Here is a 22,927-nt window from a genome sequence, read left to right on the forward strand (position 1 = left end):
CCCCTCCTGGTCATAAGGATGAAGGCGACAAGATTGTTGGTGATATGGTACAGAACAGCGGGAAACAGAGATCCACTGACGGCTGCGCTGTGAGCGAATATGAGTGCGACGACGAATCTGTATATGAGGTTCGCAAAGGAAAATCTTTCGAAGCCCACGATCACGTTGAAGAGGTGAAGGAAAGAAAAAACGAGTGCGTTGGTCCATATGTCGTTTCCGTTCAGTTTCAAAAAAACTCCCCTGAAGAACAATTCTTCCGAGAAAGGAGACAGAAAAACCACCGAAACCATCACGATGAAGCGGTTCATGAAGGGTGGAAATCGAACTTCACTGCCTCCTAAGAAAAACACGTTCACGAAGAGGAGAATCAGGAACCAGTGTAGATCGACAAAGCTTACTCTGAACGATGGAACGTATCGAAAGGCCACACACACCGTCACAGCGCCGGCGAGTCCCAGCAGGGACTGATAGAAGATCGCCTTCTCGAATCGGTGTATCCTGAAGAGATTTATCGAAAACATGAACGCAAGATACAAAGCAAGGGCTATTATCGAGTAAAGAACGCTCACGGCTTCACCTCACAGCAGTGTTGCTATCATGACCGCTTTTATGGTGTGTTTTCTGTTCTCCGCCTCGTCCCAGACCCTGCTCTGTTTTCCCTCGATCACCTCGTAGGTGACCTCCTGGCCCTTCACCGCGGGGAGGCAGTGCATGAAAATCGTTTCTGATTTACCCGTCATTTCCATCACTCTCTCGTTCACCTGATAAGGCTTTAGGAGGGATATTCTCTCCTTTTCTTTGTCTTCCTCACCCATGGATGCCCACACGTCCGTGTAGACAACATCGGCACCTGCGAGTGCTTCTTCCAGATTTGATGTGAAAGAAATGCTCCCATCGGTTTCTTTCGCGATCTCCTGACACTTTTCGAATATGTCAGATCTGGGCTTGAGTTCTTCGGGACCACACGCCACGAAATTCATCCCCATCTTCGCACAGGCAATCATGAGGGAGGTCGCAACGTTGTTTCTGGTGTCCCCCATGAAAACAACCTTTACACCCTTCAATCTTCCGAAATTCTCCTCTATGGTCATCAGGTCGGCGAGCGCCTGTGTTGGGTGAAACTCGTCGGTGAGTCCGTTGTACACGGGAACACCGGAGTACTCAGCCAGCTTTTCCACAGTCTCCTGTTTGTAGCCCCTGAACATGATGGCGTCCACCATTCTTCCAAGGACGCGTGCGGTGTCCTCGAGAGATTCTTTCGCTCCAAGGTGTATGTCGTTCGGTGAGAGAAAGACCGGATGTCCTCCTTCTTCTGCAAAAGCGGTTTCAAAGGCGAGTCTCGTTCTCGTTGATCTCTTCTCGAAGATCATGGCAAGTGTCATTCCTTTGAACCTTTCGGTTCTCAGCCTGGATCTGCTTTCCATCTTCACCTGCTCTGAGATATCGAGAAGGTATCTGATCTCTTCAGGAGAAAAATCAAGAAGAGTGAGGAGAGATCTCCCTTTCAGATTCACAGACACACTTCACACCTCCACTATATCCTCGAGTTTTTCACCTGTGGATATGTACCTTACCGGTCTTCCTGTCTCTCTTTCTATGAAATCAACAAAGCGCTCGAAGTTCTTGTCTTCCAGAGATTTCCAGCCATCGAAGACTTCGTAGACAGGCTCTTTCTTTTCCAGATCTCTGAGTGAAACGAGATCTCTTCCATCGGAGTAGCGCACGCAGACCTTGATCTTTTCAAAACCGTTCAGCACATCTGCCTTGGTCATGACCAGAGAGTCGACACCGGAGATCTCAATGGCGTACCTGAGGAGCGGCAGATCGAGCCAGCCGCATCTCCTCGGCCGACCGGTCGTGGAACCGTATTCGTGTCCCGCTTTTCTCAACTTCTCTCCTTCTTCTCCTGTGAGCTCCGTCGGGAAGGGACCTTCCCCGACTCGTGTTGTGTACGCCTTGAAGACACCTAAAACTTCATCTACTTCTACAGGAAAGCCCATTCCCGCGCTCACGCCTGAGGAGGAACAGTTCATGCTCGTGACGTACGGGTACGTTCCCACGTCCAGATCCAGAAGAACCCCCTGTGTTCCTTCGAAGAGAACGCTCTTCTCTTCGAGGATTCTTTTCAACTGGACCGGTGAAACGACAAAGTCTTTTATTGTCTCATAGAAGGTGGAAAGATCTCCCATCATTTTCTCTGCGTCGAAATCCACCCCGTAGATCTTCTTCAAAGAGAGGTTCTTTTCGAGGAAATATCTGAGTTTTTCTTCGTTGCCGAGCTCTGCAACTCTCACGTTCACCCTCATAACCCTGTCAGCACAAGCGGGACCTATTCCTCTTTTCGTAGTGCCTATTTTCAACACTTCGTCTATTATCCTGTCCATTTCTTTGTGCACTGGAAGAACCACGTGTGCGCTCTCAGAGATGAAGATTTCACCTGAATAATCGGGAAATTTCTCTTTCAATTCCCTCAATTCTTCTGTCAGCACCTGAGGATCCAGGAGAACACCGCTTCCTATGGCGATTCCTCTGTTTTTTGTGAAATCGGCCGAAGGGAGGAGGTGGTGTATCACCTTGAAATTTCCATAATTCACAGTGTGCCCGGCATTCGCTCCGCCCGAAAATCTCGCCACGATATCGTGGTATCTGGAAAGATACGTTACCACCTTGCCCTTTCCTTCGTCTCCCCATTGAAGACCCACCACAACGCGGTTCATTCGCTTCACTCCTTTTCAAAGCGTTCGAAGATGTGGTCCACGTGTTTCAAGTAGTAAGAGATATCGAAGAGTTCTTCGAGCTCTTCTTTGGTAACCAGTTTCTTAACCTCTTCATCCTCGAGGAGGTACTCGAGGAAGTGTTTTTCGGAATTCCAGGTTTTCAGAGCGTTCCTCTGGACAATATCGTAAGCCTCTTTCCTTGTGAGTCCTTTCTCTATGAGTTTCAGCAGGACTCTCTGGGAGAACACGAGACCCTTTGTGAGATCTATGTTCTTCTTCATTCTTTCCTCGTTCACCTTCATGTTCCTCACCACGTTTGTGGCCGTGACGATCATGTAGTAAAGAGTCTGTGTGGCGTCGGGAAAAACGTATCTTTCGACGGAGGAGTGCGAAATGTCCCTCTCGTGCCAGAGCGCGATGTTTTCAAGGGAAGGATCGACGTACGCCCTCATCATTCTGGAAAGTCCCGTGAGTCGCTCGCAGGTGATGGGATTCTTCTTGTGGGGCATGGCGCTCGAACCTCTCTGGCCTTCTCTGAACGGTTCCTCCACCTCGAGCACTTCCGTTCTCTGAAGATGTCTGATCTCGACAGCGATCCTTTCTATCCCCGCTGCCACGATCGCGAGCGTGGACAGATAGAAAGCGTGACGATCCCTCGGGACAACCTGTGTGGAGACGGGTTCAGGTTTCAAGCCCAGGTACGAAAGCGCTTTTTCCTCCACCTCCGGTGGTACGTTTGCGTAGTTTCCAACAGCTCCACTGATCTTACCGTAAGAAACTTCCTCTATCGCCCTCTCAAGGCGTTGAACGTTCCTTTTCATCTCGGAATACCATCCGAGGACCTTCAAGCCGAAGGAGGTGGGTTCCGCGTGGACTCCGTGTGTTCTTCCGATGGTGGGGGTGTGTTTGTATCGATTCGCGACTTCCCAGAGCACGTCGCAGAACTCTTTTAGAGACTCTAACAGGATTTTCCCCGCTTCCACGAGAGCGAGGGAATTTGCGGTGTCGAGAACATCTGACGAAGTGAGACCGTAGTGGAAGAATCTCGAGTCTTCTCCTATCATCGATCCGATTCCTTCGACGAACGCCACCACATCGTGGTTCGTTCTCTCTTCTATCTTTTTGAACAGTTCCACATCTATCTTAGCGTTGTTCCTTATTCTCTCTGTCACTCCCTTCGGAATCGTTCCCAGTTCTTCGTACGCCCTCGTCACTGCCAGTTCCACTTCCAGCCATCTTCTGTACTTCGCTTCCTCCGTCCAGAGATCCTTCATCGGTGACAGCGAATACCTTTCTACCATCTTTTTCCCTCCCAAACAGATCTCTTATGAACACGAGCGCAACAACAGGAAAAACAAGATAAGAAGCCGTTGGATATTTAATACTCGCCACCTTCCACAACGCCATCGCAACGAGAAACCAGAAAAGCGATTTGAGAGGTATGTTCACGGCTTTTTTCTTTGCAAAACTGGTGACGATCAGAGGAAAGAAAGACAGCACCAGAAACAACTCGGCTCGATCGTAATTTGTTCCTTTCAAATATTCGAACCCCTCGAGGACGAGGAGAAAGATCAGACTCACATGAAACAGGGTCTTTTCTCTCTCACTTCTGGTGAAGAAGAAAATAACAGAAGCAATAAGAGCGAGTATCGATACAAAAGTACTGTCTTTCCAGGAGAGAACAGCGAAGATCAGAGAAAGTCCCAGACCTAACATCATCGATCCCCTTTCACGAGAGTCACAGCAGTTTCCACATGGTAAGTCTGAGGAAACATGTCGAAAGGCTTCACCCCGACAATAGAATAGCCGTTCTCCACCAGCACCTTGAGGTCTCTCACCAGAGTAGAAGGCTCACAAGAGACGTAAACGATCCTTTCGGGTGAAAGTCTCGCTATTTCTTTCATCGCTTCTGGACCCGCACCTGATCTCGGTGGGTCCAGGATTATCCTGTCTGCCCTTCCGCTGTAGTTTTTCAGAAAGTCCAGCACATCCTGTTCCACGTATTCTATGTTCCTTCTGCTGTTTATGTTCGCGTTAGCCTTTCCAGCCTTCACAGCGACCCTGCTGGATTCAACGGAGATCACCCTCGCTGCCGAAAAGGAAGTTCTCACGGAAAACGTACCGATACCCGCGTACAGATCCAGCACCACCTCGTTACCCTGAAGTGCCAGTTCTCTGTACACGTGATCTATCAGTTTGGATGTGATGGAGTAGTTGCTCTGGAAAAAGGCGGTCGGTGGAATTTGAAACCTTTCCCAGTCGAACTCTTCCACAATTACTCCTTCACCGTAGAGGGTTCTGTACGGTCCCCTTAGGACCACAGAGTCTTTAGAGTTCATCACATGAATGATGGAGTGAATCTTTGGAAATCTCTTTAACACAGCGCGAACCAGATCTCTTCCCCAGGGAAAGGATTCCGTCTTCGTCACAAAGATCACCATGAACTGGTCCGTGCTGAATGCGTACCTGATCACGAGGTGCTTGAGCACTCCCTTCCTCGTTTCCCAGTTGTAAACAGGAATGTTGAGTACCTGAACGGCCTCTTTTACAGTGTTCAGAATCTCACCCGTGCCTTCCGGTGCCACCTCACAGTCTTTTATGTCAATCACAAAATCGGAGTTTCTCTTTTTCAACCCCAATTTTCTTCCCTGAAAATGAAACTCCATTTTCGTCCTGTAGTGAAAAACAAGATCACTCGGCTCCACATCTTCCACTTCTACCTTCAGATTTGAGCGTTCGAAAAGATCGATCAATACCTCCTTTTTGTAACGAAGCTGGGTTTCATACTTCACATCCATCCAGTGACAGCCACCGCATCTTCCAAAGTATCTGCAGGGTGGTTTTGTTCGATCTTCGGATTCTTTCAGAAGGGAAACTACCTTTCCAAAAGAAAAATCCCTTTTCTCTCTGTAGGTTTTTATCAGGACTTCCTCACCGGGATACGCTCCTTCTACGAGAACTACCTTGCCGTTCGAAAGATGGGCAAGGCCGTAACCTCCGTTGATCATCTTCTGTATCCTCACCTGCTCCAGCATCTTTCACATCCTCTCTGGTGCGGAAACTCCTATGAGTTTCAGACCCTTTCTTAAAACGATACCCGTTGCGAGGGCAAGGTTGAGTCGCGCGTTCGAAAGTTCGGGATTCTCAGGATCCACTATCACGTGTTTGGTGTAGAACGCGTGGAAGGACTCGGCGAGCGACTGGAGATAGTTCGTGAGCCTGTTCGGTGCGAACATCTGCGCGACCTCTTTCAAAGCGGTGTTGAACATACCGAGGTTTCTCATCAGAACCCTTTCTTCTTCGTTTCCAAGCAGTTCAAGGTGTTTTCCCTCTTCAAACTTCACACCTTTCTTTTCCGCGTTGGAGAAGAGATTGTGGATCCTGGCATGTGCGTATTGGACGTAGTAAACTGGGTTGTCCATGGATTTGGCCTTCGCCAGATCGATATCGAACACCATGTGGGTATTGGGGTCCACCATCGCAAAGAAATATCGGGTGGCGTCTCTTCCCACTTCGTCGAGAAGTTCGTCCAGAGTGACGAATTCTCCCGCTCGCGTGGACATGCGAACGATTTCCCCACCACGTTTCAGAGTAACGAACTGATGCAGTATAACGTTGAAGAAATCGTCGGGAATGTCGAGGGCTTTCATCGCTGCCTTCATTCTTGGTATGTGGCCGTGATGGTCACTACCCCAGATGTCGTAAACCTTCCTGAAACCTCTCTTGTATTTCTTGTAGTGATACGCGATATCCGTCATGAAGTACGTGTATGTACCGTCGCTTCTCACAAGAACCTTGTCTTCCTCATCTATGAAGGCAGAGACTTTCAACCACACAGCACCGTCTTTTTCGTAAACAACGTCCTTGTTCTTGAGGAGTTTCAGCACCTCTTCGACAGTCCCATCCTCTATCAAACTCTTTTCTGAGAAGTACACATCGAACGAAGAACCAATCTTTTCAAGGGTATCTTTCATGGAGGAGAGCATTCTGTTCAGCGCTGTCTGTTTGAAAAACTCCTCCACTTCTTCGTTCCACAGATCTTTGTATCTATCTCCGATTTCGTTCACCAGATCCCTCGCGATGTCCACGAGGTATTCCCCGCGATAGCCCCCTTCGGGAATTTCTTTTTCAACTCCGAGAAGCTGATTGTACCTTGCCCAGAGCGACTGAGCGAGAAGCCTTATCTGTTTTCCAGCGTCGTTTATATACATTTCCCTCGTCACATCGTAACCGAGCTCTTTGTAAACCTCGGAAAGCACGTCACCTATGATGATCTGTCTACCGTGCCCAACGGTGAATGGTCCCGTTGGGTTTGCACTTCCGTATTCGAACTGCACCTTCATTCCATTTCCAACGTTTTCTCTCCCGTACTCGTCTTTTTTCTCCAGCACGGTTTTAACCACTCCACGGAGCAGTTCGTTCGACAGGAAGAAATTTATGAAACCGGGTCCCATGATTTCTATCCTGTCAAACGAGGGATCTTCATCGAGACTTTTTACGATCTCTTTAGCTATCTCCCGCGGGTTTTTCTTCAAAGTTTTTGCGAGCTTCATGGCAACGTTGGTGGACAGATCTCCGAATTCCTTTCTGGGTGGAATTTCGACCTCGAATTCGATTTCTGAACCGTACGCCTTAGAGATGACTTCGGACACCTTTTGCCTGATCGCGTTCACCAGCACTCTACCGCACCTCCATGTTTCGGATTCTGCTGATCTGTTACCCTCTGAAGAGAATGTGTTTCACCGTATCTATCCTGTGCCTCTTTCCCTTTAGAAGATCCAGTTCGAGGTCCACGGACATTTTCACACCACAATCCTGCCGCAGAAAACCCGTCAGGTTCGGGGTGAGCGGGATAGGTGCGCTCACGTAGCTTTTCCCTCGGTAAGTTTTTCCAAGAAAAGTTCCTCTTGGAGAAACTTTGATTCCAAAAACCTCGAGACTCTGGGAACGTGCCCATAGACCTTTTTTCTCTTTCCACCAGTCGTTTTCTTCCGTTTCCAGATCGAAGTGGATGAAAGTAAAGACGTTCTTTTCCACGAGCGGCCTCAGAGCCTTTGAAGAGAGTGTGTCTTCTTTTCTGAGAACCGCGGCGTACCATTCCCCAAAATCCGCAACTGCGAACCTTTCTCTGAGGGTGTATCGATGTAACACTTCACCGTTTTCTATCACCAGCACATCGGGAGATGTTCGAAAAGTCTCCACACCTGGAGCGACAATTGGTACGTCCAGTCCTTTCGAAATGTATCGAAGCAGATCTGTGTAAAATGGATCGAGTTTTTCAAAATTCTCTATTCTTATCGGAAAAACCCCGGCGAGGAGATTACCTGTCAGTCTTGGGAAAATGAGAAGGTCCACAAAAGGAAGATCCTCCTGCAAGATTTCCATCAGAGCATCTATGAAATCGTCCGCGGATTTAAACATCTGGTCCAGAGGAAACGCGACGCACACTACCCTTTTTACACCTTTTCTGCTTCGGTGCACTCTTGAGATTTTTCTTTTCGGGATCAACCTTTTTTTCACCATCTTCCAGAGAATGTTCTCAAACATCTTCGGCTTCCTCCGAAGAGAAGAAATTCTTTTTCAACTCCAGAAAAACGGGAGCTACTCCCTCTGCCACGACCCCCGTTTGGTTTTTTGTTTTTTCGAGAGGAAAGTAGATATTGTTGTGAACCTTTCCCAGGAAATTCAACAAGACTATGGAGGCCAGAGATGTTTCCTGCGTGTGTGCCCAGAACTTTGCCTTTACAAAATTAAAATCTATGAAGTTTTGAATCTCACAGAAACCAACCACCAGTTTCGCACCGTTCTCTTTTGCAATGTAAAAGACTTCCGGGTAGAGAGCAAGATCCCCACCCACCACAAAAATATTTATGTCAGCATCTACGATTCCGAATTCGTAACCTTTCTTCCATTCCCTTCCGTTCTTTCCGATGATGAAAAATTTGCTGGTACCCACAATGGAAAATCTGGCGTTGTCTGGAATCACATCCAGCCATGATATGAAAAGGTCTATTGTTTCAAACTCCTCAAGAGATACGGGTGATCCAACCAGAATTTTCAACTTGATCCACCCATTTCAAGTATAGCATCAATCTTTTGAAACCCTTTCAGCGATGTAGTCAGCGGCGAAGTCCCGATCGATTTCAACCTGGTCTCCCGTCTCGAGGTCGCGGAGAATGACGATTCCTTTTTCCAGTTCTTCATCACCAATAATGACCGCATACCTCGATCCCATTCTGCTGGCGTGCTTAAGCTGACCGGAGAGCTTTCTATCCATGATGTCCACATCCACACTCAGGCCTTTCTTTCTCAATTCACCCGCAAGCCGAACACCATCCATAAAGGCTTTTTCACCAAGAGTTGCGATGTAAACAAGATGAACATTTTTCATCGGGATTTCTATTCCCTCTGCTTTTAAAGCGAGTATAATTCTCTCTATACCACCTGCAAAACCAAGGGCGGGTACGGAAGAGCCCCCAAGCTCCGCAAAGAGGCCATCGTACCTTCCACCACCCGCGATGGCGCTCTGGGCTCCAAGACCTTCGTGCCTCACCTCAAAAACCGTTCTGGTGTAGTAGTCGAGCCCGCGGACCAGGGTGTGATCTTCCACGTATTCGATCTCGAAAGTGTTGAGGTACTCTTTCAACTTCTTGTAGTGTGCCCTGCAGGAATCACAGAGATAGTCGACGCTTTTTGGTGCATTCAGAGAGTATTCGTGGTCCACCTTGCAATCGAGCAGTCTCAAAATGTTCGTCTCGTAACGTCTTTTGCAGTCGTCACAGAGATTGTCCAGAACTTGACCGTAATACTCTTTGAGGGCTTCGCGATAGTTTTTCCTGCACACCGGACAGCCTATGGAATTCAGGTGAATCTTGTATTTCGTGAGTCCGAGCCTTCTCAAGAAGGTATCAACCAGCATGATCACCTCGAAATCCGCTTTTGGAGATTCGGGGCCGATGATCTCGAAACCCACCTGGTGAAACTGTCTCAATCTCCCCGATTGTGGTTTTTCGTATCGGAACATGGGACCTATGTAGTAGTATCTCTGCTGAAACCCCCTGTCTATCAGAGAATTCTCCAGAAAAGCCCTGACGACGGGCGCGGTACCTTCTGGTCTCAGAGTGATGCTCCTTCCCGCTTTGTCCTGGAAGGTGTACATCTCTTTCTGAACAATGTCCGATTCTTCTCCCACACTTCTAACGAAAAGTTCCGTCTGTTCGAATATGGGAGTTCTGATCTCCTCTATTCCCGCGCTTTCGCACACATTTCTGAAGGTTTCCTCGACGTACCTCCAGTACCATATCTCTTCACCGAAGATATCGTTTGTTCCCTTTATCCTTCTGTATTTCAACTATTCACACCTCCCCTTTCCTCGAGAAGAATCTTCACATCTCTTATGATTCTCACAATTGCGTAAAAGACGACGAGGAATTCCAGTCTTCCGAGGAACATGCCCACCGTCATGGTCCATATTACACCCACCGGAAGATTCGGACTGGTGAGCCCCACCGAGAGACCTACTCCATTCATTGCGGAGGAGAATTCGAACATGGAAACCAGTGGATCGTATCCGTAACTCATGAGGATCAAGGTTCCCACCAGATAGGTCAGAGCGTAGACACCAAAGAAGACGAACATGTCCTTTATGATCCCATCGTCTATGGTTTTCCTGTTTTCACCTTTCCAAACTATGATCTTTTCAACCTTTCGCCTCGGTCCCATGAAATTGATGATAGATCGATATATCAATTTCAGTGTGACGAACACTCTGAACTGTTTCAAACCACCAGCCGTTGAATCCATCATTCCACCGAGCATCATGATAACGGTGAGAAGATACACGCCGATTGGAAAGAGAGTAACCCACGGAACAAGATCGGCGTTGGAGAACCCGGTACCCGTTATTGCGGAGACCACCTGAAACACCACGTATCTGAGCGCCTTTTCGTGAAAAACCTTCCTGGCTGGTCGCAGTAGAAACAGCGATGCGATGACAATGGTGGATCCCATGATCCAGGGTTCCCCGTTTTTGACGAAGGCTTTGAAGTTTCCCTTCCAGAGGGTGTAATGGATTCCAAAACCCGTTCCACCGAGCAGCATGAGAACGATGGTTATCACTTCTATCGATACACTGCCGTAGTATCCAATACTCGCGTTTTTCACCGAGAAACCACCCGTTGCGAGAGCGGTGAGAGAATGGTTGAAGGCATCGAACCAGGGCATACCGGCCATATGAAGAAAGAACATACCAGCGGCGGCGTACGCCACGTATATGACCATGATCACCTTCGTGGAGTGGGTCACATTTGGGAGTATGTTGTCCACCCTACCTTCGGAACTGTAAAGGGAAGCTCCGAGAGGTCCGATCAATGTGGCGAGCATTATGACGGCAAATCCCGCACCTCCAATGAACTGCATGACACTTCTCCACACCAGAAACACATGGGGAAGACTCTCCACGTCAGGAAACATGGTGAGCCCCGTTGTGGTCCAGCCGCTTGTGGCCTCGAATACTGCCTGGTGAAAATTCAAAAGACCCTCTATAACGAACGGAAGTGCTGAAAGGACTACCGCGGCGCACCACGTTGTGACAACTATCACCGCTCCTTCCTGATACCCCACTACACGAGTCTCGTTCAATTTTGAAACTTTTTTAAGAACAACACCAGAGGCAAAGGAAATGATTGAAGGAACCAAAAAAGACTCGATGTATATCCACTCTTCAGGATAGAAAATCACAAAAATTGTTGGCAGAAGAAGGATCGCAGGGAACCATATCAAAAGCTGACCTACGTACCAGAAAATCACCTTGAGTCTGTATTTGGTACTGGTCATTAGGTCTTCCAATTTTTCTCACCTTCCAAGCAGTGTCTCTTCGACTGTTTCTTTGGCTTCTGCACTTACGATCACGTACAGTTTATCACCGGAGAGGATCTCCGTATCTCCTCTCGGAACCACAAGCACTCCACCGCGGACGATGGCAGCGATGATACTATCCCTTGGAAGCGGAAGATCCTTCAACTTCTTTCCCACAACCGGACTGTCTTCTTCCACGTTCACACTTAGAAACTCAATACCTTGTTCCAGCGGTATGATGCTGGAGAACTCATCTGGAAAGATGAGAGCCTCCACCGTGTTCGTTATGAGAGTGGTGAGATTCAAGACGGTTGTGATACCCATTTTTTTGAATATTTCCATGTTTCCCGGGTCGTTGACAAGACTCACTACCCGCTTTACCCCGAAGTCCTTCATAACAAGCTGTGCGATGAACAGGTTGACTTCATCCCTCGGAGTGAGGATCACCACCACGTCTCTTTTCGAAATTTCAGCGTCCCTGAGTATCTCTTTGTGACTTCCATCTCCGTGTATGATCGTCGCCTTCAATTTCTTGGCGAACTCTTCGCAGAGTTCCCTGTCTTTGTTTATGATCACTACACCGTACTTTCGTGACAGCATGGAACGCGCAAGGTAATACGCCGTCGTTTCTCCACCGATTATTATGACTTTCAATCTTCTTCACTCCCTATGATGAACTCCTTTACTTTCTCTATCATGAGAACGGCGGGACAGATGGTTTTTATTCCATTTTCTTCGAAAATCTTTATCTTTTCCGGATCGTAGACCCTGGCGATCACGTTCTCCACGTTGAACATGTACCTTGCGTTCATCGAGATGAAGAAATTCGTACTGTCGTCGTTCGTGAACGCAAACACCATGTCTGCCTTCTCCATACCACACTCTTTCAGAGTTTCAAACTCCGCGGCATCTCCCACCACGGTGAAACCGGAAAACTCGGAGTTGAGCCTGTGAAACGCGTATTCGTTTTTATCCACGACCACAACACTGTGCCCTGAAGAAGAGGCGAGATTGGCTATCAGCGATCCAAGTCTTCCACAGCCGAATATCACGATGTACTTGCTTTTTTGTTTTTTTGACATAATGTTAACTCCCTCACCTTCAATATCTGTATCTGTGAATCCTTCTCATCCTTAAAATATATCCCCAAATCATCCCGTAGACAAATCCACCTATGTGTGCCCACCACGCTATTCCGTAGGATCCAACAAGGCCGTTCAGAACCTGGATAAAGAACCAGATCATCAGATAGTAGAACGCCGGTATTTCCACGAGTGTGAGGAAGAAGAAAATTGGAAACAGAGTCACGATCCTCGAGTACGGAAACAGCACGAAATAAGCTCCCATAACGCCGGACACCGCTCCGGATGCTCCAACCATGGGAGTTGTTGAATGAAACGCAAAAACGAATTGGGTGAGTGCGGCAAAAATACCGGCAGATAGATAAAACAGAGTGTAGCCAACATGGCCCATCTCGTCTTCTGTGTTGTCTCCGAATATCCAGAGAAACCACATGTTACCCAGGATGTGCCAGAACCCTCCGTGGAGAAACATGTGAGTTATGAAAGGAAGAAGGGAAAAGCCGAGCGCTTCTTTTACTCTCTCAACCGTATAACGAGCTGGCACGAGGCCATATCTGTACATGAACAGGAGAAGTTCTCTGTCGTTCAACATGAGTTCATACACGAAAACAACCACGTTTATCAAAATCAAAGCTATCGTTACGTAAGGCTTCTTTCTACTTGGGAGAACATCGTAAAGAGGAAACACGATATCACCTCATCAGATGGTCAGATATGTTCGCCCTTTCCACCACTTCCGGTAATATCTTCGATTCGTCTCCCGTCATGATCACAACCACGCCCGGACCGTGTCCTGCTGAAACGCAGGCAGAGTGTACCACAACACCTATCGATACTGCCCCTTTTCTGTACTTTCCAACTCCATAGGAATTGTCGTGGTCCTGAATTGCGACGATGTCTCCAAGTTTCAGATCCGCTACTCCAAGATCCTCAGGATTCGATGCCATTATATCGTAGTCGGTGGAAGCACTGCTTGAGGCGCCGATCCCGGATCCCATCATGTGCGCTGGAATCTTCGCAACAACAGGTACATGGATTTTCCCATTCTTTTCCTGTATCCCAAGTTTTTCGAAGAGATCTGGGTCGATGTTCATCACCTTCACATCCGGATGATCCAGAAGCTTCAGTCCCTGCCCCCAGGCCTTTATCAATATCTTATCCCCCACCATGAGCTTTCCGAGTACTTCTTCTTCGAAATAAACGAGAACGTGGTTCACACCTCCGTGTTTTCCCGTGACGAACCCTCTGCTTCCCTTCGCGTCTCCAGACATCACGATCACTTCGTTTCCTATACACGAAAGGGTCATCAGCGGTATTTCCTCTTCCTTATTCCTTGCCATGACAGACACACCCGGTTCTACGTGGTCTCCTGCCCATCCGTAAGCACTGTCACCCACTTTCACGTTGTAGGTGATGCCCCCAAGCACTGGAATTACCCTCACTGTCCCTTCGGTTGTTACACTGTAAGGAGACCTCATTTTCGCTGGAGCGATCTCTCCAACAACCGAAATTCGAACGAGTCTGTCTTTGTTAGTTCTCACAAATCTCACCTCCAGTGTGTGGTATCATTGAGTAGATAGGGAAAACAAGGAGGTGACACTTTGAAATTTTACATCACCACCCCAATCTACTACGTGAATTCTGAGCCTCACATAGGAAGTGCCTACACCACTATTGTAGCCGATATCATCGCTCGCTACAAACGTTTCATGGGTTACGATGTGTTCTTTCTCACGGGAACGGACGAACACGGCCAGAAGGTCCTGCAGGCAGCCCAGCAGGCTGGAAAGGACCCGCAGGAATTCTGTGACGAACTGGCTGAAAAGTTCAAACAGCTCTGGAAAGAACTGAAGATCACGAACGATTATTTCATCCGAACCACAGACGAAATGCACATGAAAACCGTCCAGGAATTCGTTGCGAAGATGAAAGAAAACGGAGACGTCTACAAGGGCATCTACAAGGGATGGTACTGTGTCCCCTGTGAGACGTTCTGGAACGAGGACGAGGTTATAAAGGAAGGAGAAGAACGTTTCTGTCCGGAGTGTAAAAGACCCGTCAAATGGGTGGAGGAAGAGAATTACTTCTTCAGACTTTCGAAATACAGAGATCCTCTCCTGAAGTACTACGAGGAGCATCCCGATTTTGTGGAACCGGACTTCAGAAGAAACGAGATGCTGAAGATTCTCGAAGGTGGTCTCAAAGACCTGAGCATCACCAGGACGACCTTCAAATGGGGCGTTCCCATGAAGGACGATCCGGAACACGTGATCTACGTGTGGGTGGACGCGCTCATAAATTACATATCCGCTATAGGATACGGCTGGAACGATGAGATGTTCAATAAATGGTGGCCTGCAGATTTGCATCTGATAGGAAAAGAAATAAACAGATTCCACTCCATCATATGGCCTGCGATGCTCATGTCGGTTGGACTCCCACTTCCAAAAAAGGTGTTCGCACACGGGTGGCTCACGGTGAACGGCCAGAAGATCAGTAAGTCCCTCGGCAACGCTATAGACCCCAGATTCTTCGTGAAGAGATACGGCAACGACGTGGTGAGGTATTACCTGATACGGGATATCATGTTCGGAAAAGACGGCGATTTCTCGGAGGAAAGGCTCGTCCACAGATTGAATTCCGATCTCGCGAACGACTACGGAAATCTCCTTCACAGGATCACGGCTATGATAAAGAAGTATTTCAACGGAAGACTTCCTTCTCCTTCTGCTCAGGAAGGGCTCGATAGCTGGCTGAAGGAGAGATTCTTCGAAACAAAAGACGCTTACCATGAACTCATGGATTCCTACCGGCTCACAGAAGCCCTGGACAAGATATGGGAGTTCATAGCAGATGTGAACAAGTACTTCAACGACACGAAGCCCTGGATACTTGGAAAAGAGGGAAATATGGAAAGGCTCGGAACGGTGCTGTACAACTCACTGGAGGCCGTGTTCAAGGTGGCTCTGATGACACTCCCGGTGATGCCAGACACCTCCAAAGAAGTGTTCAGGAGAGTGTCCTTTGAAGAAAAGCCTTCGAAGGAACATCTGGAAAACTGGGGAGTTCTGAAGTCTGGTTCCACAGTGGTCCACGGCGAACCTCTCTTCAGAAAAATCGACGCGAAAGACTTCAAAAAGGTGGTGGAGACGGTGTCGGTCGAACAGAACGTGATCACAATAGATGATTTTTCCAAAGTAGATCTCAGAATTGCAAAGGTCCTCGAAGCGGAGAAGGTTCCAAATTCCAGAAAACTTCTCAGATTGATAATCGATCTTGGAACGGAAAAGAGACAGATAGTGGCGGGAATTGCAGAACACTACAAACCCGAAGAACTCGTAGGAAAACTGATCGTCGTTGTCGCTAATTTAAAACCCGCAAAACTCATGGGCATAGAGTCTCAGGGAATGCTCCTCGCCGCAAAGTCCGGCGATACCTTGAGACTTTTGACTGTAGATGGAGAAATCACACCAGGTGCGAAGGTGTCATGACGGAGGGATGTGAATGCCAGAGATCCTGATAAACAAACCCGTAGAGGATGAACTTGTTGAGTCTTATCTTCTGTACTCGATGAGCGTTATAGTGGGAAGGGCCATTCCGGACGTTCGGGATGGTCTCAAACCCGTTCAGAGGAGAATTCTCTATGGAATGTACGAACTCGGTCTCAAACACAACTCACCCACCAAGAAGAGTGCGAGAATCGTCGGTGAAGTGATGGGTAAGTACCATCCTCACGGTGACGCACCCGTGTACGATGCCCTCGTGAGGATGGCTCAGCCGTTCACGATGAGGTATCCACTCATAGAGGGTCAGGGAAACTTCGGTTCCATAGACAGAGACCCTCCTGCCGCGATGAGGTACACGGAAGCGAGACTCACGAAGCTTGCCGAAGAAATGCTCGAAGACATAGAAAAGAACACGGTGAACATGGTCGACAATTTCGATGGCACGCTGAAGGAGCCGGAAGTCCTCCCATCCAAGGTGCCAAATCTCATAATAAACGGTGCCTCCGGTATAGCGGTGGGAATGGCCACAAACATACCTCCACACAATCTCTCCGAGACCGTGGATGCCCTGATTTATTTGATCGATCATCCAGAAGCCACGGTTGAAGAACTCATGCAGTTCATAAAAGGACCGGATTTTCCCACAGGAGCCGTGGTAGTGAACGCTTCTGAATTGAAGAAGGTTTACGAAGAGGGAAGAGGCAGGATCATCGTCAGAGGAAAGGTGCACGTCGAGGATGGAAAGAGAGTAAAGCGAATCGTCATCACGGAGATTCCGTACGGAGTCAGTAAAGCGGGTCTCATAGAACAAATAGCAAAAATAGCGAAAGACGACGAATCACTCCCAATCAGGAACATAAGAGATGAATCCGATAAACGCGGAATGAGGATAGTTATAGAGATCCCGAAGGACACCAGCGAAGAGGTCATAATAAACAATCTCTACAAGAGAACTGCTCTTCAGGATTACTTCAACGTTCAGATGCTGGTCATAGACAAACACAAAAGACCCAGGTTGATGAATTTGAAAGGATTGATGGAGGCTTTCCTTGAGCACCGCTTTGAAGTCATCAGAAGAAGAGCAAGGTACGAATACGAACAGTACACAAGGAGGGCACACGTTGTCGAGGGTCTCCTGAAGGCGGCAAGAGCGATAGGTGTTGTTGTGGACATCGTGAGGAACAGCAAGGATGTGGAAAGTGCGAAGCAATCACTCATGGAAACACTCGAAATCACCGAAGAACAGGCAAAAGCCATTCTCGACATGAGACTTTCGAGGCTGACTTCCCTCGAAATAGAGAACCTTCAAAACGAATACTCCGATCTGGTCAGGAAGATCTCAGAAGTGAAGGAAATACTCGAGAAGGACGAAAAAGTAAAGGAGATAATGAAAGAAGAATTCCTCTACTTGAAGCAACAATACGGGGATCCCAGAAGAACAGAAATAACAGATCAAAGTATCCAGTACAACGAAGAGGAACTCATTGTCGAAGAAGACGTGGTGATAACATTGAGTCATAACGGCTATTTAAAGAGTACACCGCTGAACAGCTACAGATCGCAGAAGCGTGGGGGTAAAGGAATCACCGTCTCGAAACTCACTGAAGATGACGAGGTCGAGTTCGTTGTGGTCGCGAAAAACACCGCATCGACCCTGTTTATAACGAACCTCGGACGGGCGTATGTTCTCAAGAATTATCAGCTGGAAACCACCGGAAGAAACACGAGAGGAAGGCACATCACCGCGTTTCTGAATCTCGAAGACACAGAAAAGATCGTAGCACTCGCTTCTCTGAACGGTGATGGAAATGATCTTGTGATCGTTACAAAATCTGGGAAGATCAAAAGAACCGCTCTCAAAGAGTTTGAAAACGCCACCAGCAACCGCGGTGTCAGAGCCATAAAGATAGAACCTGGAGATGAGATCGTCAGCGCCAGGGTTGTTAACAGCGAAAAAGAAACACTCATAGTGGCAACGAAGATGGGTATGGCCGTCAGATTCCCGGTGAGCGATGTTCGCAGGATGGGAAGAAATGCAGCCGGAGTTCAGGCGATAAAACTTCAGCCAGGAGACGAAGTGGTGAGTGTGGACGTGATACCTCCAGGTGACGAAGGAGAGATTCTCACCGTGACAGAGAAGGGATTCGGCAAGAGAACACCCGTTCAGCTGTACAGGATTCAGAGAAGAGGAGGAACGGGTCTCAGAAACATCTCCGATGTGAACAAAACAGGGTACGTAGTAGCCGTGAGATACGTGAGGGGCGACGAAGAGATAGTGGTGGTCACAAGAAACGGCATGATGATCAGATTTCCCGTGTCTGAAATCGGTGTCATCGGTCGTGTGACAAAAGGCGTGAAACTCATCGAACTTGGAGACGATACCATATCGAAGGTGGCGGTGGTGAAAGATTGAGGAAACCCATAGAGCACACTGCTGACATTGCTTACGAGATATCCGGGAACTCTTACGAAGAACTTCTGGAAGAAGCGAGGAACATCCTTTTCGAAGAAGAAGGGATTGTCCTCGATAACGAAGAGAAAGAGAAAACTTATCCTCTTGAAGAGATGGAAGACGTTTTCTTTGACACGGTGAACGACTGGATTCTTGAGATATCGAAAGGATGGGCTTCCTGGAGGATTAAAAGGGAAGGAAACGAGCTAAAAGTAACTTTCAGGAAGATCAGAAAAAAAGAGGGGACCGAAATAAAAGCCCTCACATACCATCTTCTGAAGTTCGAGCACGATGGCGATGTTCTGAAAACGAAGGTGGTGTTCGACACTTGAAAGATCTCACTGAAAGGCAGAGAAAGGTACTTCTGTTCATAGAAGAGTTCATAGAGAAAAATGGATATCCCCCCTCGGTGAGGGAGATTGCGCGGCGCTTCAGAATCACCCCGCGCGGCGCTCTTCTCCATCTAATTGCTCTGGAGAAGAAGGGTTACATCGAAAGGAAAAACGGCAAACCGCGGGCACTGAGGGTTTCGAAAAGCATAAGGAACAAAATACCTCTGATTGGAGAGATTCGTGCAGGTGAAAAAAGAGAAGCCATCGAATATCTGGAAGATTACATAGAAATTCCCGAGAGCTTTCTTTCGAGCGGTTACGATCACTTTTTGTTGAAAGTAAAAGGAGAAAGCATGATAGAAGAACACATCTGTGATGGGGACCTCGTTCTTGTGAGAAGACAGGATTGGGCGCAGAACGGGGATATCGTGGCGGCGATGGTTGACGGAGAGGTGACGCTAAAAAAGTTCTATCAGAGAGGTGATACGGTAGAGTTGAGGCCCGCTAACAGAGAGATGTCGTCGATGTTTTTCAAGGCGGAAAAGGTGAAAATCCTGGGTAAAGTGGTGGGAGTTTTCAGAAAACTCTAAGGGGGGATAGGATGTTTCCCTACAAGATTGTGGATGATGTGGTGATATTGATGCCGAACAAAGAGCTCAACATAGAGAACGCGCATCTGTTCAAAAAATGGGTCTTTGACGAGTTTTTGAACAATGGTTACAACAAGATATTTCTGGTCCTTTCGGATGTGGAGAGCATAGACAGCTTCAGTCTGGGTGTCATTGTAAACATTTTGAAGAGTATCAGCAGCAGTGGTGGTTTCTTTGCACTGATATCTCCAAATGAGAAAGTAGAGCGAGTCCTCTCTCTGACGAATCTGGATCGCATAGTGAAGATATACGATACGATATCGGAGGCCATGGAGGAGGTGCGAAGAAAGTGAAGATCGCTATTGCATCGGACCACGCAGCCTTTGAACTGAAAGAGAAGGTGAAAAACTACCTTCTGGGCAAGGGAATAGAAGTGGAAGATCACGGTACCTACTCCGAGGAATCCGTTGATTATCCGGACTATGCGAAAAAAGTCGTTCAATCCATTCTGTCGAACGAAGCGGATTTTGGAATCCTTTTGTGTGGTACAGGACTCGGGATGTCGATCGCCGCAAACAGGTACAGGGGCATAAGAGCGGCTCTCTGTCTTTTCCCGGACATGGCAAGACTCGCGAGATCGCACAACAATGCAAACATCCTCGTTCTTCCGGGAAGGCTCATCGGAGCAGAGCTCGCTTTCTGGATAGTGGATACCTTCCTCTCAACACCCTTCGATGGAGGAAGGCACGAAAGGAGAATCAGAAAGATCGATGAGGTTTAAAGAGCTGATCTTTCCTTTGAGAGTCGAAGAGGAAGAACTCGTAGAAAAATTTTACGAAGAGGGATTCTTCAATTTCGCGATAGAGGAAGATGAAAAGGGAAAGAGGGTGTTGAAGATCTACCTTAGGGAGGGTGAACCCCTTCCTGATTTTTTGAAAGATTGGGAGATTGTTGATGAGAAGATCACCACTCCCAAAGACTGGATAGTCGAGCTCGAACCCTTTGAAATCGTCGAGGGAATATTCATAGATCCAACTGAAAAGATAAACAGAAGAGATGCGATCGTGATAAAACTGTCTCCCGGTGTGGCGTTTGGCACAGGTCTCCATCCCACCACGAGAATGAGCGTCTTCTTCCTGAAAAAGTATCTGAAGGAAGGAAACACTGTGCTCGACGTTGGATGTGGAACGGGAATACTCGCCATCGCTGCCAAAAAACTCGGTGCGTCTCAGGTGGTAGCGGTCGATGTGGATGAGCAGGCCGTCGAGGTGGCTGAAGAGAACGTTCGAAAGAACGACGTCGACGTACTGGTGAAATGGTCGGATCTTCTCTCAGATGTGGAGGGTACTTTCGATATTGTGGTGTCCAATATTCTGGCTGAGATTCACGTGAAGCTACTCGAAGATGTGAATCGTGTCACACACAGAGATTCCATGCTCATACTCTCAGGGATCGTTGACAAGAAAGAAGACATGGTGAAAAGGAAGGCCAGTGAACACGGATGGAACGTTTTGGAGAGAAAGCAGGAGAGAGAATGGGTAACTCTCGTGATGAAAAGATCGTAGAGTGGCAGATTGGAAGAAAGATCACGAACATGAATCGGGTGGCTTATCGCTGTCCATACGGCTATCCGGTTGTGATCGAAAGTCTGCCCATCAAGAATGGAAAGCCCTTTCCAACTCTCTACTGGCTCACCTGTCCCCACTTGAGAAGAGAAGTATCCAAACTCGAGAGCGAAGGGTTCATAAAGAAACTCGAAGATCGAATAGCGTCCGATGTGGCGTTTCGAGAAAAGATGAGGAAGGCACACTTAGAAGTGATAGAGAGAAGAAAAAGGCTCCTCACCGGGGAACATCCCTTCCGCGAAATTCTGGAAAAGGTAGGAACAGGTGGTATTCGAGATTTCTCGAAAGTGAAGTGCCTCCACCTTCACCTGGCGGATTACCTGGCAGATGTTGGAAATCCTGTTGGAGAAACCGTGTGGAATCTCATCGAAAAGAAATTCTGTGATGATGTTTTCTGCAAAATCGGGGAGGCGAGAGAATGAAGATCATAGAAACCATAGAGGAAATGAAGAAATTCTCCGAGGAAATGAGAGAGAAGAAAAAAACGATAGGATTCGTCCCCACCATGGGATACCTCCACGAAGGGCACCTGTCTCTTGTGAGAAGAGCAAGGGATGAAAACGATGTGGTCGTGGTGAGTATTTTCGTGAATCCTACCCAGTTCGGTCCCAACGAAGACTACGAGAGGTACCCAAGAGATTTCGAAAGAGACCGAAAACTTCTCGAAAAAGAAAACGTGGACTGCATCTTCCATCCGTCAGTCGAGGAGATGTATCCTCCCGATTTTTCCACCTACGTTGAAGAAACGAAGCTTTCAAAAAATCTGTGTGGTAGATCCCGTCCTGGACACTTCCGTGGAGTGTGCACCGTGGTCACGAAGCTCTTCAACATCGTGAAACCTCACAGGGCGTACTTCGGTCAAAAAGATGCACAGCAGTTCAGGGTTCTGAGGAGGATGGTGAGAGATCTGAACATGGACGTGGAAATGATCGAGTGTCCCATCGTGAGAGAACCGGATGGCCTCGCGATGAGCTCAAGGAACGTGTATCTGTCGCCCGAAGAAAGGCAGCAGGCGCTTTCGCTCTATCAGTCTCTGAAAATAGCGGAGAATCTCTATCTGAACGGTGAAAGAGACGCAGAAAAGATAAAAGAAGAGATGATAAAACACCTTTCCAGGTTCGATAAGGTGAAGATAGACTACGTGGAGATCGTGGACGAGGAGACTCTGGAGCCGGTTGAGAAGATCGATCGAAAGGTGATCGTCGCGGTGGCTGCCTGGGTTGGAAATGCAAGACTCATAGATAACACGATCCTGGGGTGAGAACGTGAAGAGGTTCCTTTTGATCTCCGACTCACACGTTCCCGTGCGCATGGCCAGTCTTCCGGATGAGATACTGAATTCTTTGAAAGAGTACGATGGCGTGATAGGCCTTGGAGACTATGTGGATCTGGACACGGTGATCCTTCTTGAGAAATTTTCTAAGGAATTCTACGGAGTTCACGGAAACATGGATTATCCAGACGTGAAGGAACACCTTCCGTTCTCGAAAGTCCTGCTTGTAGAGGGTGTCACCATAGGAATGTGTCACGGGTGGGGTGCCCCGTGGGATCTGAAAGACCGTCTTTTGAAGGTCTTCAACGAAAAACCTCAGGTGATACTCTTCGGACACACCCACGAACCGGAGGACACGGTGAAAGCTGGTGTGAGATTTCTGAACCCGGGAAGCCTCGCTGAAGGCTCTTACGCCGTCCTTGAACTGGACGGGGGTGAAGTACGATTCGAGTTGAAGACCTTGTAAAAGAGATCGTTGAGGACATAAGAGAAAC

At 47.9% G+C, this 22,927-nt stretch carries 23 protein-coding genes and 1 pseudogene; 10 read left to right on the forward strand and 14 right to left on the reverse strand.

Features of this window, described 5'->3' with window-relative positions:
* Nucleotides 1–38: 38 nt before the first annotated feature.
* The 14 genes and pseudogenes from TRQ2_RS10030 to TRQ2_RS08930 all read right to left on the reverse strand — a co-directional run.
* Nucleotides 39–521, reverse strand: a pseudogene (locus TRQ2_RS10030) (CPBP family intramembrane glutamic endopeptidase); the annotation flags it as partial.
* A gap of 57 nt (nt 522–578) precedes the next feature.
* Nucleotides 579–1,520 (reverse strand): ornithine carbamoyltransferase, encoded by a 942-nt coding sequence (gene argF, locus TRQ2_RS08870; protein ID WP_012311297.1) that lies wholly within the window; start codon nt 1,518–1,520, stop codon nt 579–581.
* A gap of 3 nt (nt 1,521–1,523) precedes the next feature.
* Nucleotides 1,524–2,717, reverse strand: a complete 1,194-nt coding sequence (locus tag TRQ2_RS08875) for an adenylosuccinate synthase (protein WP_012311298.1) — start codon at nt 2,715–2,717, stop codon at nt 1,524–1,526.
* A gap of 5 nt (nt 2,718–2,722) precedes the next feature.
* Nucleotides 2,723–4,018: an adenylosuccinate lyase gene (purB, locus tag TRQ2_RS08880; RefSeq protein WP_012311299.1), complete on the reverse strand. Its 1,296-nt coding sequence runs from the start codon at nt 4,016–4,018 to the stop codon at nt 2,723–2,725.
* Between the two features lie 414 nt (nt 4,019–4,432).
* Nucleotides 4,433–5,752, reverse strand: coding sequence for a 23S rRNA (uracil(1939)-C(5))-methyltransferase RlmD (rlmD, locus tag TRQ2_RS08885; RefSeq protein WP_012311300.1), 1,320 nt, complete (start codon nt 5,750–5,752; stop codon nt 4,433–4,435).
* Nucleotides 5,753–5,755: 3 nt separating this feature from the next.
* Entirely contained in the window at nt 5,756–7,396 is a 1,641-nt protein-coding gene (gene argS, locus TRQ2_RS08890) for an arginine--tRNA ligase (protein ID WP_012311301.1), read from the reverse strand.
* A 37-nt stretch (nt 7,397–7,433) separates the two neighbouring features.
* On the reverse strand, nt 7,434–8,264 hold the full coding sequence (locus TRQ2_RS08895; RefSeq protein WP_012311302.1) for a hypothetical protein: 831 nt from the start codon (nt 8,262–8,264) through the stop codon (nt 7,434–7,436).
* Nucleotides 8,257–8,778: a hypothetical protein gene (locus TRQ2_RS08900; RefSeq protein WP_004080370.1), complete on the reverse strand. Its 522-nt coding sequence runs from the start codon at nt 8,776–8,778 to the stop codon at nt 8,257–8,259. Before TRQ2_RS08900 ends, TRQ2_RS08895 begins: the two co-directional genes overlap by 8 nt.
* Before the next feature lie 27 nt (nt 8,779–8,805).
* On the reverse strand, nt 8,806–10,068 hold the full coding sequence (gene hisS / locus TRQ2_RS08905; RefSeq protein ID WP_012311303.1) for a histidine--tRNA ligase: 1,263 nt from the start codon (nt 10,066–10,068) through the stop codon (nt 8,806–8,808).
* A complete protein-coding gene (locus TRQ2_RS08910) occupies nt 10,065–11,552 on the reverse strand; it encodes a TrkH family potassium uptake protein (RefSeq protein ID WP_012311304.1) in 1,488 nt (495 codons plus the stop codon). The genes hisS and TRQ2_RS08910 overlap by 4 nt, the downstream gene beginning before the upstream one ends.
* A gap of 18 nt (nt 11,553–11,570) precedes the next feature.
* Nucleotides 11,571–12,227, reverse strand: coding sequence for a TrkA family potassium uptake protein (locus TRQ2_RS08915; protein ID WP_012311305.1), 657 nt, complete (start codon nt 12,225–12,227; stop codon nt 11,571–11,573).
* Complete coding sequence (locus TRQ2_RS08920; RefSeq protein WP_004080386.1) at nt 12,224–12,655, reverse strand: TrkA family potassium uptake protein; 432 nt, start codon at nt 12,653–12,655, stop codon at nt 12,224–12,226. The genes TRQ2_RS08915 and TRQ2_RS08920 overlap by 4 nt, the downstream gene beginning before the upstream one ends.
* Nucleotides 12,656–12,674: 19 nt before the next feature.
* The gene (locus TRQ2_RS08925) at nt 12,675–13,343 is read right to left on the reverse strand and encodes a rhomboid family intramembrane serine protease (protein ID WP_012311306.1); all 669 of its coding nucleotides are present in this window, start codon (nt 13,341–13,343) and stop codon (nt 12,675–12,677) included.
* A 4-nt stretch (nt 13,344–13,347) separates the two neighbouring features.
* Nucleotides 13,348–14,196 carry a DUF4438 domain-containing protein gene (locus TRQ2_RS08930; RefSeq protein ID WP_012311307.1) on the reverse strand — a complete coding sequence of 283 codons (849 nt, stop codon included), beginning with the start codon at nt 14,194–14,196 and terminating at the stop codon, nt 13,348–13,350.
* A gap of 60 nt (nt 14,197–14,256) precedes the next feature.
* Between TRQ2_RS08930 and metG the strand changes: the two genes are divergently transcribed.
* The 10 genes from metG to TRQ2_RS08980 are packed head-to-tail and all read left to right on the forward strand — an operon-like array spanning nt 14,257 to nt 22,899.
* Nucleotides 14,257–16,146 (forward strand): methionine--tRNA ligase, encoded by a 1,890-nt coding sequence (gene metG, locus TRQ2_RS08935; RefSeq protein ID WP_012311308.1) that lies wholly within the window; start codon nt 14,257–14,259, stop codon nt 16,144–16,146.
* 13 nt (nt 16,147–16,159) lie between these two features.
* Nucleotides 16,160–18,574 carry a DNA gyrase subunit A gene (gene gyrA / locus TRQ2_RS08940; protein WP_012311309.1) on the forward strand — a complete coding sequence of 805 codons (2,415 nt, stop codon included), beginning with the start codon at nt 16,160–16,162 and terminating at the stop codon, nt 18,572–18,574.
* Nucleotides 18,571–18,945, forward strand: a complete 375-nt coding sequence (locus tag TRQ2_RS08945; RefSeq protein WP_012311310.1) for an archease — start codon at nt 18,571–18,573, stop codon at nt 18,943–18,945. The genes gyrA and TRQ2_RS08945 overlap by 4 nt, the downstream gene beginning before the upstream one ends.
* Complete coding sequence (gene lexA, locus TRQ2_RS08950) at nt 18,942–19,535, forward strand: transcriptional repressor LexA (RefSeq protein ID WP_012311311.1); 594 nt, start codon at nt 18,942–18,944, stop codon at nt 19,533–19,535. The genes TRQ2_RS08945 and lexA overlap by 4 nt, the downstream gene beginning before the upstream one ends.
* A gap of 11 nt (nt 19,536–19,546) precedes the next feature.
* On the forward strand, nt 19,547–19,888 hold the full coding sequence (locus tag TRQ2_RS08955; protein WP_012311312.1) for an anti-sigma factor antagonist: 342 nt from the start codon (nt 19,547–19,549) through the stop codon (nt 19,886–19,888).
* The gene (gene rpiB / locus TRQ2_RS08960; RefSeq protein WP_004080405.1) at nt 19,885–20,316 is read left to right on the forward strand and encodes a ribose 5-phosphate isomerase B; all 432 of its coding nucleotides are present in this window, start codon (nt 19,885–19,887) and stop codon (nt 20,314–20,316) included. Before TRQ2_RS08955 ends, rpiB begins: the two co-directional genes overlap by 4 nt.
* On the forward strand, nt 20,306–21,100 hold the full coding sequence (locus tag TRQ2_RS08965; RefSeq protein WP_012311313.1) for a 50S ribosomal protein L11 methyltransferase: 795 nt from the start codon (nt 20,306–20,308) through the stop codon (nt 21,098–21,100). The genes rpiB and TRQ2_RS08965 overlap by 11 nt, the downstream gene beginning before the upstream one ends.
* On the forward strand, nt 21,070–21,582 hold the full coding sequence (locus TRQ2_RS08970) for a DUF501 domain-containing protein (protein WP_012311314.1): 513 nt from the start codon (nt 21,070–21,072) through the stop codon (nt 21,580–21,582). The genes TRQ2_RS08965 and TRQ2_RS08970 overlap by 31 nt, the downstream gene beginning before the upstream one ends.
* A complete protein-coding gene (panC, locus tag TRQ2_RS08975; RefSeq protein ID WP_012311315.1) occupies nt 21,579–22,421 on the forward strand; it encodes a pantoate--beta-alanine ligase in 843 nt (280 codons plus the stop codon). Before TRQ2_RS08970 ends, panC begins: the two co-directional genes overlap by 4 nt.
* Nucleotides 22,422–22,425: 4 nt before the next feature.
* A complete protein-coding gene (locus TRQ2_RS08980; protein ID WP_010865261.1) occupies nt 22,426–22,899 on the forward strand; it encodes a metallophosphoesterase family protein in 474 nt (157 codons plus the stop codon).
* Nucleotides 22,900–22,927 lie beyond the last annotated feature (28 nt).

The organism is Thermotoga sp. RQ2, assembly GCF_000019625.1.
Taxonomy (GTDB): Bacteria; Thermotogota; Thermotogae; order Thermotogales; family Thermotogaceae; genus Thermotoga; species Thermotoga maritima.

Excerpts from the sequence above, each read along its gene's own strand:
- TRQ2_RS08955 (WP_012311312.1), top strand. The coding sequence starts at position 19,547 with ATGTTTCCCTACAAGATTGTGGATGATGTGGTGATATTGATGCCGAAC.
- purB (WP_012311299.1), bottom strand. The coding sequence starts at position 4,018 with ATGGTAGAAAGGTATTCGCTGTCACCGATGAAGGATCTCTGGACGGAG.
- gyrA (WP_012311309.1), top strand. The coding sequence starts at position 16,160 with ATGCCAGAGATCCTGATAAACAAACCCGTAGAGGATGAACTTGTTGAG.
- panC (WP_012311315.1), top strand. The coding sequence starts at position 21,579 with ATGAAGATCATAGAAACCATAGAGGAAATGAAGAAATTCTCCGAGGAA.
- TRQ2_RS08875 (WP_012311298.1), bottom strand. The coding sequence starts at position 2,717 with ATGAACCGCGTTGTGGTGGGTCTTCAATGGGGAGACGAAGGAAAGGGC.
- TRQ2_RS08970 (WP_012311314.1), top strand. The coding sequence starts at position 21,070 with ATGGGTAACTCTCGTGATGAAAAGATCGTAGAGTGGCAGATTGGAAGA.
- TRQ2_RS08910 (WP_012311304.1), bottom strand. The coding sequence starts at position 11,552 with ATGACCAGTACCAAATACAGACTCAAGGTGATTTTCTGGTACGTAGGT.
- TRQ2_RS08895 (WP_012311302.1), bottom strand. The coding sequence starts at position 8,264 with ATGTTTGAGAACATTCTCTGGAAGATGGTGAAAAAAAGGTTGATCCCG.
- rlmD (WP_012311300.1), bottom strand. The coding sequence starts at position 5,752 with ATGCTGGAGCAGGTGAGGATACAGAAGATGATCAACGGAGGTTACGGC.
- TRQ2_RS08965 (WP_012311313.1), top strand. The coding sequence starts at position 20,306 with ATGAGGTTTAAAGAGCTGATCTTTCCTTTGAGAGTCGAAGAGGAAGAA.
- TRQ2_RS08920 (WP_004080386.1), bottom strand. The coding sequence starts at position 12,655 with ATGTCAAAAAAACAAAAAAGCAAGTACATCGTGATATTCGGCTGTGGA.